Genomic DNA, 15,006 nt, shown 5'->3' with positions numbered 1-15,006 from the left:
GACGCCGTCCGGTCCGGCACCCGTATAATCGATGGCAACCTCCGGACAGTTGCCTGCCTCACGTGGATACGCCCCTGAAACAGCGTCTGATTGGTGCCATCGTGCTGGTGGCGCTGGCCGTGATTTTCCTGCCGATGCTGGTCAAGGGGCCGGCACCTGACAGTGGTGTCGCCAATGTGCCGATCGCCGCACCCAATGCGCCGGCCGATGGCCAGTTCGAAACCCGCGAGCTGCCGCTGGTCGCGCCGGCAGGCGGCGCCACCGGGCTGCAGACCGGCCAGGCCAGGCCGGTGCAGGAGGCTGCAACGCCTGCCTCACCGCCGACCGTGGACACCTCGCCGGCGGTTGCCGCCGGCAACTATGCGGTCACCTTCGGCGCTTACGGCAGCAAGGCCGACGCCGATGCGGTGATTGCCTACCTGAAGCGCTCGCAGCTGCCGGGCTTCGCCGAGACGGCCACCATCAACGGCCGCCAGGCGTGGCGCGTGCGCGTCGGGCCGTATGCGGACCGCGCCCAGGCCGAGGCCGCGCGCCTGCAGGCGGTGAAGATCCGCGCCGACGTGAAGGCCGAAGTCATTGCCCTGGATGCGCCTGCGGCCAACAGTGCCGCCGTTGCCGCGACTACGGCCCCGGCTGCATCCAGCGCCAGCACACCGGCTGCAGCCACTGCACCGTCGGCCAGTAGCAATCCGGTGCGCAGTGAAAGCCTGCCGCCGAGCACGCCGACGGCCACCACCACTCCGGCAACGAGGCCGGAACCGCCGAAGCCGGCGCCGAAGCCCGAAGCGGCGAAGCCGGAAGCCAAACCCGAGCCGAAGCCCGAGGCGACGGCCAGCAAGCCGGCGACGGCCCCGGCGACGCCAGCGGCACCGGCCGCCAGCGGCGTCGGCTTTGCCGTGCAGCTGGGCGCGTTCGGCCAGGCCAACGATGCCAGTGCGCTGCGCGACAAGGTCCGCGCCGCCGGCTTCAGTGCCTTCGTCGAGCAGGTGCGCACCGAAAAGGGCACCCTGCACCGCGTCCGCGTCGGGCCGGTGGCCAACCGCGCCGATGCGGAGCAGCTCAAGGCCCAGGTCGCCGCCAAGGTCGGCGTGGCCGGCATGGTCCGACCGCACCCGTGACCGCGCGCGTCGCCCGCTGCAGCCACCGGCAGGAGCGGGCGGCGTGATCGATATCGTGCTGGGCGTGCTGATCGGCGCCTCCGTACTGTTCGGTTTCATCCGCGGCTTTGTCGGCACGGTGGTCGCGCTGGTGTCATGGTTGCTGGCCGGCTGGATGGCCTTCACCTTCGGCAATCAAGCCTCGCACTGGTGGGCGGCCCCCCAGGCACCGGGTACCGGCCACTATCTGGCCGGATACCTGGGCGTGTTCGTTGTGACCGTGGTGGTGGTGGGGGTGATCGGCCTGCTGCTGAAGGCCGCCATCAAGCTGACCCTGCTCGGCGGCGTCGACCGCCTGCTCGGCGGTACCCTGGGCCTGGTCCGCGGGCTGTTCCTGTCCAGTGTCCTGTTGCTGCTGGCCGGTTTCACGGCGCTGCCGGGCGAACCGGCCTGGCAGCAGTCGCAGCTGCGGCCCGTGCTGCAGCCGGCCGTGGCCTGGATGCAGGCCCAGCTGCCGCAACTGGACGAACTGTTGCCGCAGGCCCTGCCACTGGACGGCCTGTTGCCTGTGCAGCTGCCCTTGCCCCTGGCCGAGAATGCCCCATCTACACCGCAGGTGTTGGGCAAGCCGACGGCGACAGGCGATAATGGTGTCCTCAACGCGGTAGTGGCGGGTGGCGGATGGCCGCAGCCCGTGGACGTGGAGCGGGAGCCCCGGCCGGCCCCCACACTGCCCAGCAACATCGAGCCGGCGCCTGCGCGTCCGGCGCGGCCCGCGCCTGCTGCGGGCGCCCCCCCAGGCCAGGTACGGCCACCTTCCCTGTAACTGGGCACAGCCCAGCGGAGACCTCGCACCATGTGTGGCATCGTCGGAATCGTCGGCAACCAGAACGTCGCCGGGCAGTTGTATGACGGCTTGACCGTCCTCCAGCACCGTGGCCAGGACGCGGCGGGTATCGCCACCGCCAGCGGCAGCCGCCTGCGCGTGCAGAAGGCCACCGGCCTGGTCCGCGATGTATTCGATGCGCGCACCATGTCGACCCTGGAAGGCAGTGTCGGCATCGCCCATGTGCGTTATCCCACCGCTGGTTCGGAAGGCATGGACGAGGCACAGCCGTTCTACGTCAATTCGCCCTACGGCATTGCGCTGGCCCACAACGGCAACCTGATCAATACCGAGGCGCTGCGCCAGCAGGTGTTCGAGCAGGACCGCCGCAACGTCAACACCGATTCGGACAGCGAAGTGCTGCTGAACGTGTTTGCGTTCGAACTGGATGCGCAGCGCCAGCTCAGCCCGGAAGCCGCGATCCGCGCAGTGGCCGGCGTGCACCGCCGCTGCAAGGGCGGCTACGCGGTGGTCAGCGTGGTGCTCGGCCTGGGCCTGGTCGCCTTCCGTGACCCGCATGGCATCCGCCCGCTGGTGCTGGGCAAGCGCAGCCACGCCGAGGGCGATGAGTACATCGTCGCCTCCGAGTCGGCGGCGCTGGACGTGCTGGGCTTCCAGCGCGTGCGTGACGTGCAGCCGGGCGAGGCGCTGGTGATCACCGCGCGCGGCGAGCTGTTCTCGGAGATCTGTGCCGAGCCGGCCGAGCACACCCCGTGCATCTTCGAATACGTGTATTTCGCGCGTCCGGATTCGATGATCGACAACGTCTCGGTGCACAAGGCGCGCATGCGCATGGGCATCAAGCTGGGCGAGAAGATCCTGCGCCTGCGCCCGGACCACGACATCGACACCATCATCCCGATCCCGGATACCTCGCGCGATGCGGCGCTGGAGATCTCCAACGTGCTCGGGGTGAAGTACCGCGAAGGCTTCATCAAGAACCGCTACATCGGCCGCACCTTCATCATGCCGGGGCAGGGCGAGCGGGTGAAGTCGGTGCGTCGCAAACTCAACCCGATCCACCTGGAGTTCCGCAACCGTGTGGTGCTGCTGGTGGACGACTCGATCGTGCGCGGCACCACCAGCCAGCAGATCGTGCAGATGGCCCGCGATGCGGGTGCACGCAAGGTCTATCTGGCCAGCGCGGCGCCGCCGGTGCGCTTCCCGAACATCTACGGCATCGACATGCCGGCCGCCGAAGAACTGGTCGCGCACAACCGCACGGTGGAAGAAATCGAAGCCCACCTGGGCTGCGACTGGCTGATCTACCAGGATCTGGAAGACATGGAAGCGGCGGTGAGCGAGGGCAACCCGGCACTGCGCAACTTCGATTCGTCCTGCTTCAACGGCCATTACCCGACCGGTATCGAACCGGGCTATTTCGAGCGCATCCAGCAGCTGCGTTCGGACGACGCCAAGCACAAGCGTCGCGCCTGAGGCCCAGGCGTGATGGACGTGCCCGAGGTTGGAGGAGACCTGCTGCGCGCCGCGCAGCGGTGCCTGGCCGAAGCCGATCCGCTGCGCAAGGTCGCGCTGACCCAGGCCTGCGCCGCCGCGTTCCGTGCCGGCCGCCTGAAGGTGGCCGCTGATGCACCGCCGCCGGAGCCGATCCGCATGCCGGGCCGGCCAGCGCAGCTGCGGCTGGTGCATCCGCGTGAAGTGCCGCGGCGCGGACTGGGCGGCGTGGAGGGGCGTGCCGCCTTCATCCACGCCATTGCCCACATCGAACTCAACGCGATCGACCTGGCCTGGGATGCGGTGTACCGCTTCCGCGGCCTGCCGCCGGCGTTCCACGCCGACTGGGTCAGCTGTGCCGACGACGAATCGCGGCACTTCATGCTGCTGCGCGAGCGCCTGCAGGTGCACGGTCACGATTACGCTGATTTCCCTGCGCACAACGGCCTGTGGGAAATGTGCGAGAAGACCGCGCATGACGGCCTGGCACGCATGGCGCTGGTGCCGCGCGTGCTGGAAGCGCGCGGCCTGGACGTGACCCCGGGCATGATCGAAAAGCTGCGCAATGTCGGAGATGGCGAAACCGCCGATGTGCTGGAAGTGATCCTGCGCGAGGAAGTCGCGCATGTCGCAGCCGGATCGCGCTGGTACCGCTGGTACTGCGACCGCGCCGGTGTCGAGCCGCGCGCGCGTTTCAAGGAGCTGCTGCTGGAGTACGCCGGCGGCTACCTGCATGGGCCGTTCAACATCGAAGCACGCCTGCTGGCCGGCTTCGATGCCGACGAGCTCGCCAACCTGGTCGAGCAGGCCGGCTGAGAAAAAGGGGACGGAGGTAATCAAGTCGCTTATGGCACAAACGACTTGATTCCCTCCGTCCCCTTTTTCATGCGTTCGGCAGCACCACGCGCTTGCCATCCACGGTCGGCCGGTTGATGTAGAACAGTCCGGGCCCCGGTCGATACGGCAGCTCGCTGACGCCGGCGTCGGCGGCGTAGGTCAGTGCGGTATCGCCCAGGGCATCGAAATTCCAGTGTGCCGACTGCATCAGGTAGCGACGGCGCAGCAGCGCTTCCTGGGTCTGGGTCAGTGCCTGCCCGGCGACCAGGCGACGGGCGATCGGCTGCAGGGCGGATGGAAGTTCCCAGCCCTGGACCCCGGCGGCCTGCGCACGCCATTGCACGCCAGCATCGATCGCATGCTGCTGCATCACCTGCAGGGCGATCAGCTGGTAGCGCCAGTCGATGCGCCTGCGCAGCACCACTGCGGCGGTGACGTACAGCACGGGTGACAACAGCACGCTGCGGCTGCCGGCCCGGCGCTGCTGCTGCCATTGGTGCCAGACATCCACCCAGATTTCCTTGTCGCCGACGCCCAGCTGCTGCCGCCAGCGCTCGGCATCGGCCTGCGTTTCAGCGTAGGCGGTGGTGGCCTGCAGCATCGCCAGCGGCGGTATCTGGTAGTCAGCAACAGCGGGGCGACGCAGCTGCTGCCGCCGTGGCCGGCTGAGCAGCTTGGGGCCTTCCTCAAGCTGGTTGTAACCGCCACCGATGTTGGCATGCACCCCGGGCAGGGCGATCTCGGTGAACGGCGGCGCGACGCTGGTCAGCGGGTAATGCTGGCGATGTTCGTCGCGCGCGGTGAGCTGCACGACGTGCGCGGCGATGCCACTGCGCAGGGCGAGACGTGGTTGCTCGTCGGCGCGGCCGCCGCTGACCGCGACCACGGTGTCGAACAGGCCGATGAAGCGCACCAGCGGCACCGCGGGGGCGAAGTCGGCGGCACAGGCCAGGCCCGCCCCCTGCAGCAGCTGGCGCCAGCGTGAACCGCCGCAGCCCTGCAGCTGGTTGGCGATATCACGTGCCGCGGCGGCGCCTCGTGAAAAGCCGAACAGATCCAGCTGCACGCGGCGCAGCGGCTGTCGCCAGCGCGCGGCCAGCCCGGCCAGTGCAGCCGGCAGCAGCACCTGCAGCGCGCGCTGCACCTTCGCACGCACGCCGCTGGCACCGATGCCGAAGGCCAGTCCGATCAGATCGTCATCGGCATCATCGCGGGTGCCGACCCCTTCTACATAGATTGACAGCGAGGGCGTGGCCACGGCATCGCGGCGGCTGTCCGGATACAGCTGCTGCAGCCGGGCGATGTTGGTCTCACCGTTGTCGTAGCTGCTGGTCAGTCGGCTCTGGTAGGTCGAGTCATCATCCGCGCGCAGCTGCACCGGGCGTGGATGCGGTTGCTGCGGCCGGCCGCGGGCCAGGTTGTGGGCGTTGTTGCGGGTGCCATCGAAGAACAGGCCGATCCGCAGCAAGCCGACATCTTCGTCCGTGTCCTGCGATCGTGCCATGTGCATTCCTCGTCGTGGCCGCGTCAAAGTAGCGCGAAAAATGTGTATTTGCGATGTGTAGTGACGCTTTTGACCTGACTGAACGCAGATGCGGTTGATCACAATTCCTGATTTTCATTCGCATCAACTATTGAATTCACACGACCCGCGCAGGCCATATGGCCAGACCCGGCAAACCCGGGCGTGCTGCATCAACGCTGTTCACATCATTCAAGGAGCGACGCAATGTTGTCCAGATCGATTGGCAAAGCGGCAGGTGGCCTGGTGTTGGGTTTGTCGGTGGCAGCGACCGCGCATGCGGCACCGTTGTTCGAGCCGGTGACGGTCATCAGCCGCGCATCGGCAAACAGTGAGCCCGCGCTGGGCAAGCTGCTGGCCACCCCGTCCACTGCGACGGTGCAGGAAGTCCGTGTCGACGCAGCGGCCACTGCGCAGCCACAACTGGAGTTCGAGCTGCTTGGCCAGCGCGTGCAGGCCGTGCGCAGCAAACTCGAGGCGCTGCCCGAGGGTGGCAGCATCTGGTATGGCCAGTTCCGCTCGCCTTCGGACAAGCTGACCGCGGCAACCTCCAACGGACAGGACGATCCCGGCAACTCGCTGATCCTGGTGCGCTCGGGCAACACCATCACCGGTTCCATCCGCAAGGACGGCAAGCTGTACCGGCTGCGCCCGCTGGGCAACCGCCATGTGCTGGTGGAGGTGGATGAGTCGCGGATGCCGGCCGACCATCCGGCCGATTACAACCAGCTGCCGAAGATCCCGATGGGCGACAACGATCGCATCGGTATCGCACAGGCCTCGTCCGGCACCCCCGCGACCATCCGTGTGCTGGTGGTAGCGACCAATGCCGCGGTGGCGGCCTACGGCGGCAACATGCAGTCGCTGGTGCAGCTGGCGGTGGCCGAGTCCAACCAGGGCTACGTCAACAGCAACGTCGGCATCACCATGCAGCTGGCCGGTTACGAGACCACCAGCTACACCGAGTCGGGCAGCTTCGATACCGACCTGGCGCGCTTCCGTGGCACCAGCGATGGCTACATGGACAGCATCCATACCAGTCGCAACTCCACCGCCGCCGATGTGGGCGTGCTGCTGATCAACAACACCGCCTACTGCGGCCTGGCCTCGGGTATCGGCTCGACGGCATCGACCGCGTTCGCGGCGGTGTACTGGGATTGCGCGACCGGCTACTACTCGTTCGCACACGAGATCGGTCACCTGCAGAGCGCGCGGCATGACATCGCCACCGATTCGAGCACCTCGCCCTATGCCTATGGCCATGGCTATCGCTATGAGCCGTCGACGGGTACCGGCTGGCGCACGATCATGGCCTACAACTGCACCCGCAGCTGCCCGCGCCTGAACTACTGGTCCAACCCCAACATCAGCTACAACGGTATCCCGATGGGCAATGCCAGCACCGCCGACAACCAGCGCGTGCTGGTCAACACCAAGGCCACCATCGCGGCCTTCCGCTGAGTCCAGGCGCCGACCAAGGTCGGCGTCTACCCGGGCGCGTGTACCTGCTCCGGTAGATGCCAACCTTGGTTGGCAACCTGCGGTCCATCAGCCGCGCGCCAAGGTATCCAGCGACCAGCCGCTGGCATCCACGCGCAGCACCGAACCCTGTTCGTACCAGTCACCCAGAACGATGCGGGTACAGCCGCGTCCACCGGCCTGCAGCGAGTGGATTGCCGGGCGGTGGGTATGGCCATGGATCATGGTGTCCACCCCGTGGCGGACGAAGGTGGCCTCGACTTCGGCAGGGGCCACGTCGGTCACCGACTCGAACTGCGCACGGTTGTCCTGCTTCATCTCGGACTGGCGCGCCTGGCTGGCGTCGCGGGCCTTCTGTGCGAAAGCGATGCGTGCCGCCAGCGGCTGTGACAGGAACTGCGCCTGGAACGCCGGGTCGCGCGTCTGCGCACGGAACTGCTGGTAGGGGATGTCATCGGTGCACAGCAGGTCACCGTGCTGCAGCAGCACCGGGCGGCCGTACAGCTCGATCATGCACGGGTCGGGCAGGATGCGCAGGCCGGCACGGCGTGCGTAGTCCTCGCCGAGCAGGAAGTCGCGGTTGCCGCGGATGAAGTACACCGGCACGCCGCTGTCGGACAGCACCTTCAGCGCATTGGCCACCGCGTCGGCGGCAGGCGAGGGTGTGTCGTCGCCGATCCAGGCTTCGAACAGGTCGCCGAGGATGTACAGGGCATCAGCGCCGGGCGCCTGCTCGCGCAGGAAGCGCAGGAACAGGTCGGTGATTTCCGGACGGCTGGGGTCCAGATGCAGGTCGGAAATGAACAGCGTGGTCATGCCTGCATTCTAGGCCATCAACGATGACGGTAGCGCCGGGCCATGCCGGGCGGCCGTCACACCGGCAGCGGCAACCAGGCCAGGCTGGCCGAGGCCAGCAGCACCGCGATGCCCGTCGCGGCCAGCACGTCGCTGGGGTAATGCAGGCCGAGCACCACCCGCGACAGCGCAACGCCAGCGGTGAACGGCACCAGCAGCGGCGCCAGCCACGGGTAGTAGGCCAGCGCGACAATGGTGAACGACACCGCGTGCAGGGTGTGGCCGGAGGGGAAGCTGAACTCGTCCAGCGGCGCCACCCAGGCGCGGATGCGCAGGTCGGCCGCATACGGGCGCGGGCGCCGGGTCCAGCGCTTGAGGCCCTTGTACAGCAGCAGCGCGGCCAGCCCGGTGGCCGCCATGTGCACCGACGCGCGCAGGCCATCGAAGCCATCCAGCAGCACCAGCGCGCCCATCAGCACGTACCAGAACACGCCATCGCCGAGGCGGCTGATGACCGAGAACAGGCGACGCACGCGGCGACGCCGGCAGTAGTGATTGGCGCGCCTGCACAGGCGCGCTTCGCGGTCGGCCAGCAATTCAAGCCGCGTGGTGCGCATGGCCGCTCCTCCGCGAGTGGGCCAGCTCGGCCAGCAGGGCATCGAATTCGGCGACCACCTGCTGTGGATGCAGGCGCTTCATCGCGCGCGCGGCGTTGCTGCCCAGCAGGTGGCGTTGCGCATCATCGGCAGCCAGCCGCACGGCGGCCTCGACGAACTGCTCATCATTGTCCACTGCTGCGCCATTCTCGCCGTTGCGCAGGTACTCGCGCGCGGCGCCATAATCGAAGGCGACGGTGGCTACACCGCTGGCCATGCTTTCCAGAGTCACGTTGCCGAAGGTCTCGCTGCGGCTGGGGAACAGGAACAGGTCACCGCTGGCGAAATGCCGTGCAAGTGCTTCGCCACGCTGGATGCCGCAGAAGATGAAGTCGGGATTCTCGTGCGCCAGCTTTTCGCGTGCAGGACCATCGCCCACCCACACGAAGCGCGCCTTCGGGCGGATCTGCTGCAGCTTGCGGAACGCTTTTACAGCCAGGCCAAGGTTCTTTTCCGCGGCGATGCGGCCAACGTAGATCGCCACCAGGCCGTTGCCGTCCACGCCCCATTCCTCGCGCAGTGCCGGGTCGCGCCTGCCTGGATCGAACTGCTGGCTGTCGACCGCGCGCGCCAGCAGGCGCACGCGCTCGAACCCCTGTTCGCCAAGGAACTGCTGAAGCTCGCGGGTCGGCACCAGGGTGGCATCGGCCTGATTGTGGAAGCGACGCATCCAGCGCATCGCGGCAGCCTGCAGCCAGGCCACGCCGTAGTCGGGCAGGTACTCGTCGAAGCGCGTGTGGAAGCCACTGGCAACCGGGATGCCGAGACGGCGTGCGGTACGCAGTGCAGACCAGCCCAGGGGGCCTTCGGTGGCGACGTAGACGGCGTCTGGACGCTGTTGCTGCCAATGGCGGCCCAGCCGGATCGGTGCTGGCAGGCCGAAGCGCAGGCCGGGGTAGCGGGGCAGCGCTGCGCCCGGCACCAGCAGGGTGCCCGGTGCCGAGTCCAGTGCTTCGCTGGCCTGGCGTGGCCTGACCAGGTCGATTTCATGCCCGGAATCACGCAGTCCCTGCTCCAGGCCCTGCACGGTGAGGGCAACGCCGTTCACTTCCGGCGGATAGGTCTCGGTGACGATGGCATAGCGCATGGCGGGCCTCCGGGTTTCCGGCATGCTCGGCCATGGCGATGTAGTGGACATGACGGCTTTGCGACCGCCAGATGACGCCGGTGCCGGCCTCCGTGGGCAAGAAAGAACCACGGCCCCGAGGGGCCGTGGTTCCTGTTGCAGGTGACAGCGCGATGGATCAGAAGCGCTGCTGGTACTTCATGTACATGAAGCGTCCGATGTCGTAGCCACCGTAGTAGGAGAACGACGAGTTCGGCTTGCTGTACATCACCGGGGCTTCCTTGCCAAACACGTTGTTGGCGCCCACCGACACGGTGGCGTCCCACGGCAGGTTGTAGCGGAACTGCACATCGTGGAAGGTCACTGCGCCGCGTTCGTTGTAGGCGGTCGGCGCCTTCAGCCACGGCGCCAGGAAGGTCGGATCGGAGCATTCGTCCGGATACAGGCTGGCATTGGCGCAGCGCTCCTTCACGCCGGAGTAGTAGCGCGCTGTCCAGCTGACGCCGAAGTCGCCCACATCCCAGCCCAGCACCAGGTTCGAGCGCACGCGGAAGGCGAGGCTGGTGGCGGTGCCGATGGTGTTGGCAACGCCGTTGATCGGCGTGATCGCATCGCGGACATCGTTGGTGGAGCGATAGACGTTCTTGCTGACATAGGTACTGGTCCAGCCTGCGCTCAGCTTGCCGTAGCCGGTGTCGACGCGGTAGCTGACATCCAGGTCGTAACCTTCGGTCTCGGCGAAGCCGGCGTTGCGGTTGCCGAACTTCAGGCCGGTGACGATGCCGTTGGACGGGTCACGGGTGAAGCGGCTGCAGCGTGCTTCGATGCCCTGCTCATAGCAATCCTTAAGGATCTGGTTCGGGCTGTCACCGACGATGGTGTTGTCGATGCGGATCTTCCACCAGTCCAGCGCAACGTTGAAGTTGCTGATGAAGGTCGGGCTCCACACCAGGCCCAGCGTCTTGCTGGTCGAGGTTTCCGGAACCAGCAGCGGATTGGAACCGGACACGAACGGCGTCGGGGTTGCATCCTGCGCCGTGGTCACCGGGACATTGCCCTGCTTCAGCTGGCGGAAGTTGGCAGCATTGGCGATGTCACGTGCGCAGCGCGAGCGGACTTCAGCACTGCCCTTGGCCGAGCCGAACACGGTGTCGCACGGGTCGCTGAACTGCGCGAAGGTTTCCGAACCGCCACCGTACAGGTCGTTGATGGTCGGGGCGCGGAAGCCTTCAGCCCAGGTACCACGGACCAGCAGCTGGTCGATCGGCTTCCACTTGAAGCCGAACTTGCTGTTGAGGGTATTGCCGAAGGTGTTGTACTTGGAGAAGCGGGTGGCGGCATTGAAGCTCAGTTCGCGCGCGCCGGGCAGGTCGGCCAGCACCGGTACGTTGAGCTCCAGGTAGGCTTCCTTCACGTTGTAGCTGCCACCGGTCGGGCCGGCGGCCAGGTTGGTGGTAGCGCCAGTCTGGGCCAGGGCATCGGGGGTGTAGCGCCCGTCTTCCTTGCGGCTTTCCACGCCGAAGGCGAAGCCCAGGTCGCCGGCCGGCAGGGTCATGATGCTGCCGGACAGGTTGGCGAACGCGTTCTTGGTGGTGGTCCGGCCGGTGGTCCGCTCCGCCGGGAACAGCCAGGCCATCAGTTCTTCATTGCCGGTCAGCCCGTTCGGATCGTTCCTGCCGTAGGGCACCAGCGGATTCCACGGCTTGCAGCCGTCGATCACCGCACCCGGGCGGCCGCACATCACCTTGCCGGTGGCCGGATCCAGGAACGACGGACCCACGGCGTCACGCACGCGCTTCTTGTGCAGGTTGCCGGTAGCGGTGGCGGTCAGCTCGTTGCGGTTGTACTGGTAGCCCACGTCCCAGTCGAAGTAGCGCTGGCCGATCTCGAAGGTGCCATCCAGCGAAACGACCGCACGGTAGGTCTTCAGTTCGCTGGTGCTTACACGCGGAATTTCCCAGGTACGGCGGTTCCACGCGATGTCGGTCGGCCGGGCATAACCGTGCTGGTTGCCGAACGGATTGAAATAGCTGTCCTTGGACATCAGGCCGGTGGCGGTCGGGTCACCCGAGATCGACACCGAGCTGGACTGCAGTGGGTAGCCTGCGATCTGGCGCTCGGCCGAACGCTTGTTGTAGCCGAATTCGGTGCGCAGGTTGACCTGGTCGGTGATCTTGAAGCGGCCGTCGAAGTACACCGAATCACGCTTGAGCGGATACATCACGTGCATCTGCTCGTTGGCGTTGCTGACGTCGCCGGTGAACGGCGTCGCGTCGGTCAGGTGGTAGTTGGCCGGGTTGGTCGGGTCAGCGCCGCGGTTGAGCGAGTAGCCGCAACCCTGGCTGGTGTTGGTGCAGCCAGGGCCACCCTTCAGACCGGTGAACTGGCCCCACTGGCTCAGCGTGGTCCAGTTGGAGGGATCGTTCGGGTGGCGGTCGCTCACGCCGTACTTGCTGAACCAGCGGTCCTTGGCCCAGACGCTCTTTTCCTCGGAGTGTTCCAGTGCCAGGGTCAACGACACACGGTCATTGCTCCAGCCGCCGACCACGTCGAAGCGGTCACGGGCGCCGTCGCCCTCGCTGTACTGGCCGTGGTAGACATTGGCGGTCACGCCGTTGACGTTGGAACGGGTGATGATGTTGATCACGCCGGCCATCGCGTCGGAACCGTAGATGGCCGAAGCGCCATCCTTCAGCACTTCGATGCGCTCCACTGCCGACACCGGCAGCGACGACACGTCCTGGTAGCCGGAGGTGCTGATGCCCAGGCGCTTGCCGTTGACCAGCACCAGCGTGCGCTGTGCGCCCAGGTTGCGCATGTCGATGTAGGTGCCGCCGGTGTTCTCGCCCGCGCTCAGCGCGTTGGCGCGGCTGATGGCCGGGCTGCCCATCGCGGTGACGTTCTGCAGGATGTCGGCCACCGAGCTGAAGCCCTGGCGTTCGATCTCGACGCGGGTCAGCGCCAGCACCGGCTGGGCGGTTTCCACATCGACCTGGCGGATGCGCGAACCGGTGATCTCGATGCGATCCAGATTGGTCGGCGAGGCGCCGCCGGCATCCTGGGCGAACGCCGGCACGGCGGCCAGAGCTGTGGTCGTCACCAGGGCGTGGGCAATCGCCTTGCCCAACACGGTACGTGAAGTCATTACGTTCTCTCTCTCTCAAAGACGTACGGAGATGCTCAAGAAAGGCATCCAATGGCCCAGCCGAACTGCGCCGGTGATCCGATACTAGTCTCGGTAGTTAAGAGGTTGTAAAGAACTTATGTCGAAATATTTCCTTGCATGTCATCGGTGTGATGAATATGTGAGGAAAAACCAGAACTTGCGACGCAAGTGCCCATCGCCACCAAGGCGGCGATGTTGCGGCGCAGCGCGAATTGGCGCGCGGGACGCGCGTCGTCCCGGCAGGATCAGGCCACGAACGGACGGAACTGGATGCCCAGCCCGGCGATGCCGTCGGTCTCGCCGATCAGGTCGGCGCGCAGCAACGGGCGGGCATCGATGAACGCCTGCGGCACGATCAGCGACAGCCGGTTGTCGTCGGCGGTCAGTTCCAGCGCTGGCAGGGGGGCGTCCTCGTGCGCGCGGTTGAGCAGCACCGCCAGGCGCAGCAGGGCGGCCAGCCGGCGTGCGGTCAGCAGCAGGCGCTCGGGCAGGGCATCGAAGGCGGTCTTGGTGATGCTGCGGCGGTGGCTGCGAACCAGCGCGGCCAGCATCTGCTGTTCCTGCCGCGAGAAACCGGCGATGTCCGAGTGTTCCAGCACGTAGCTGCCGTGCACGTGGTAGCCGCTGTGCGCGATCATCAGGCCCAGCTCATGCAGGCGCGCAGCCCAGCCCAGCATGCGGGCATCGTCGGCATCCAGTTTCCATTGCTCCTGCACCTGCTCCAGCAGTGACAGTGCGGTCTCCTGCACGCGGTCGGCCTGCGTCATGTCGATGCCATAGCGCTGGCTGAGCGCGGCCACCGATTCGTCACGCAGGTCGTTCTCGCCGGCCCGGCCGACGATGTCATACAGGATGCCTTCGCGCATCGCCGCCTTGCTGACCAGCAGCTTCTGCAGGCCCAGCGCCTGGAAGGCCGCTTCCAGTACCAGGATGCCGCCGGCGATGATCGGGCGCCGGTCGCTGGACAGGCCCGGCAACTGGATGTCGTCGATCTTCTTGGCTTTCAGCAGCTCGTCGCGCAGCTGTGGCAGGGCTTCGGCGGTGATCGCGCCCTTGCTCAGCTTCATCGTCGCGCAGATCTCGCTGATCGCCTTGTGCGTGCCCGAAGAACCCAGTGCTTCCTGCCAGCCCAGCGCGCGGTACTTGCTGGCGAAGGGCTGGAACTCGCGGCCGATCTCGGCCAGCGCGTCCTTCCAGCGCTTCTTGCTCAGCTTGCCGCCGGGGAAGAAACGGCGGGTGCTGGCGATGCAGCCGGCCTGCAGGCTTTCGCGCTCCAGGGTCTGCATCCCCATGCCGATGATGAATTCGGTGGAACCGCCGCCGATGTCGATCACCAGCCGGCGCTGGCCGGGCTTGGGCGGTTGTGCATGGGCGACACCGAGGTAGATCAGGCGCGCTTCTTCGCGACCGCTGACCACTTCGATGGCGTGCCCCAACGCGGTTTCGGCCGGGACCAGGAACGACTGCGGCGAGCGCAGCTGGCGCACGGTGTTGGTGGCCAGTGCGCGCACCCGGTGCGGCGGCACGTTGCGGATGCGCTGGCCGAAGCGGGCCAGGCACTCCAGCGCGCGCTGGCGGGCCGCCGCGGAGAGTCCACCCTTGCCATCCAGCCCGTCGGCCATCCGCACCGTCTCGCGCAGGCGGTCGATCACCCGCAGCTGGCCGAGCGTGTAGCGCGCGATGACCATGTGGAAACTATTGGAGCCAAGGTCGATGGCGGCCAGCAGGTCGCCATCCTGCAATGCGGGCGGAGTCGTGGTGGTATGCGGCATGGACGAATGTTAGCCGAAGGGGCGGTGTGCTCGTCACCGCGCGGCCTTCACATTTTGGAAGAAGGGAGTGCGGCAGGGCTGCGCCCTGCACCTGCAGAGGCCAGAGCAACGGCAACAGCCGAAGCAAAAGCGGGCCATCCGTGGGATGGCGGGGTGGGTCCGGCTGCGGGGGACGGCGCAAGTACGTCCATGTAGCCTCGGTCGCGCCATCCATGGCGCTCACGCCCCCGCAACCGGACCCATCCCGCCTTCGACAGATTTCTGCGATCTGCCGG

Annotated in this window: 11 protein-coding genes; 5 read left to right on the top strand and 6 right to left on the bottom strand. The window is 67.0% G+C overall.

Annotated features, from left to right (window positions below):
* The first annotated feature begins 62 nt into the window (after positions 1-62).
* Genes N5C18_RS20740 through N5C18_RS20725 form a run of 4 tightly spaced genes read left to right on the top strand, consistent with a single transcriptional unit; the run spans position 63 to position 4,254 of the window.
* Positions 63-1,118 (top strand): SPOR domain-containing protein, encoded by a 1,056-nt coding sequence (locus N5C18_RS20740; RefSeq protein WP_279945532.1) that lies wholly within the window; start codon positions 63-65, stop codon positions 1,116-1,118.
* 43 nt (positions 1,119-1,161) lie between these two features.
* On the top strand, positions 1,162-1,923 hold the full coding sequence (locus N5C18_RS20735) for a CvpA family protein (RefSeq protein WP_279945531.1): 762 nt from the start codon (positions 1,162-1,164) through the stop codon (positions 1,921-1,923).
* A 30-nt stretch (positions 1,924-1,953) separates the two neighbouring features.
* Positions 1,954-3,420 carry an amidophosphoribosyltransferase gene (gene purF, locus N5C18_RS20730; protein WP_008265108.1) on the top strand — a complete coding sequence of 489 codons (1,467 nt, stop codon included), beginning with the start codon at positions 1,954-1,956 and terminating at the stop codon, positions 3,418-3,420.
* A gap of 12 nt (positions 3,421-3,432) precedes the next feature.
* Entirely contained in the window at positions 3,433-4,254 is an 822-nt protein-coding gene (locus N5C18_RS20725; protein WP_204275101.1) for a ferritin-like domain-containing protein, read from the top strand.
* Positions 4,255-4,321: 67 nt separating this feature from the next.
* On the opposite strand, the gene N5C18_RS20720 is transcribed toward N5C18_RS20725, so the two are convergent.
* Positions 4,322-5,779: a DUF2235 domain-containing protein gene (locus N5C18_RS20720; RefSeq protein ID WP_279945530.1), complete on the bottom strand. Its 1,458-nt coding sequence runs from the start codon at positions 5,777-5,779 to the stop codon at positions 4,322-4,324.
* A 225-nt stretch (positions 5,780-6,004) separates the two neighbouring features.
* On the opposite strand from N5C18_RS20720, the gene N5C18_RS20715 reads away from it, so the two are divergent.
* Positions 6,005-7,258, top strand: coding sequence for a M12 family metallo-peptidase (locus N5C18_RS20715; RefSeq protein WP_279945529.1), 1,254 nt, complete (start codon positions 6,005-6,007; stop codon positions 7,256-7,258).
* An 87-nt stretch (positions 7,259-7,345) separates the two neighbouring features.
* On the opposite strand, the gene lpxH is transcribed toward N5C18_RS20715, so the two are convergent.
* The 5 genes from lpxH to ppx form a co-directional block, all read right to left on the bottom strand.
* Positions 7,346-8,092 carry a UDP-2,3-diacylglucosamine diphosphatase gene (gene lpxH, locus N5C18_RS20710; RefSeq protein WP_053510875.1) on the bottom strand — a complete coding sequence of 249 codons (747 nt, stop codon included), beginning with the start codon at positions 8,090-8,092 and terminating at the stop codon, positions 7,346-7,348.
* A 56-nt stretch (positions 8,093-8,148) separates the two neighbouring features.
* Positions 8,149-8,688 (bottom strand): phosphatase PAP2 family protein, encoded by a 540-nt coding sequence (locus N5C18_RS20705; RefSeq protein WP_004154533.1) that lies wholly within the window; start codon positions 8,686-8,688, stop codon positions 8,149-8,151.
* Positions 8,669-9,814, bottom strand: a complete 1,146-nt coding sequence (locus N5C18_RS20700; RefSeq protein ID WP_053510873.1) for a glycosyltransferase family 1 protein — start codon at positions 9,812-9,814, stop codon at positions 8,669-8,671. The genes N5C18_RS20705 and N5C18_RS20700 overlap by 20 nt, the downstream gene beginning before the upstream one ends.
* Before the next feature lie 157 nt (positions 9,815-9,971).
* A complete protein-coding gene (locus tag N5C18_RS20695) occupies positions 9,972-12,938 on the bottom strand; it encodes a TonB-dependent receptor (protein WP_279945528.1) in 2,967 nt (988 codons plus the stop codon).
* A 266-nt stretch (positions 12,939-13,204) separates the two neighbouring features.
* The gene (gene ppx / locus N5C18_RS20690; protein WP_053510871.1) at positions 13,205-14,731 is read right to left on the bottom strand and encodes an exopolyphosphatase; all 1,527 of its coding nucleotides are present in this window, start codon (positions 14,729-14,731) and stop codon (positions 13,205-13,207) included.
* Positions 14,732-15,006: the final 275 nt, after the last annotated feature.

Origin of the sequence: Stenotrophomonas sp. GD03930 (genome assembly GCF_029839665.1) — a bacterium.
In the GTDB taxonomy this organism is placed as follows: domain Bacteria; phylum Pseudomonadota; class Gammaproteobacteria; order Xanthomonadales; family Xanthomonadaceae; genus Stenotrophomonas; species Stenotrophomonas forensis.
This window is presented reverse-complemented; position numbering and strand designations above follow the sequence as displayed.

Coding starts and splice junctions, on each gene's coding strand:
- purF (WP_008265108.1), top strand. CDS start 1,954: ATGTGTGGCATCGTCGGAATCGTCGGCAACCAGAACGTCGCCGGGCAG.
- N5C18_RS20700 (WP_053510873.1), bottom strand. CDS start 9,814: ATGCGCTATGCCATCGTCACCGAGACCTATCCGCCGGAAGTGAACGGC.
- ppx (WP_053510871.1), bottom strand. CDS start 14,731: ATGCCGCATACCACCACGACTCCGCCCGCATTGCAGGATGGCGACCTG.
- N5C18_RS20715 (WP_279945529.1), top strand. CDS start 6,005: ATGTTGTCCAGATCGATTGGCAAAGCGGCAGGTGGCCTGGTGTTGGGT.
- N5C18_RS20725 (WP_204275101.1), top strand. CDS start 3,433: ATGGACGTGCCCGAGGTTGGAGGAGACCTGCTGCGCGCCGCGCAGCGG.
- lpxH (WP_053510875.1), bottom strand. CDS start 8,092: ATGACCACGCTGTTCATTTCCGACCTGCATCTGGACCCCAGCCGTCCG.
- N5C18_RS20705 (WP_004154533.1), bottom strand. CDS start 8,688: ATGCGCACCACGCGGCTTGAATTGCTGGCCGACCGCGAAGCGCGCCTG.
- N5C18_RS20720 (WP_279945530.1), bottom strand. CDS start 5,779: ATGGCACGATCGCAGGACACGGACGAAGATGTCGGCTTGCTGCGGATC.
- N5C18_RS20695 (WP_279945528.1), bottom strand. CDS start 12,938: ATGACTTCACGTACCGTGTTGGGCAAGGCGATTGCCCACGCCCTGGTG.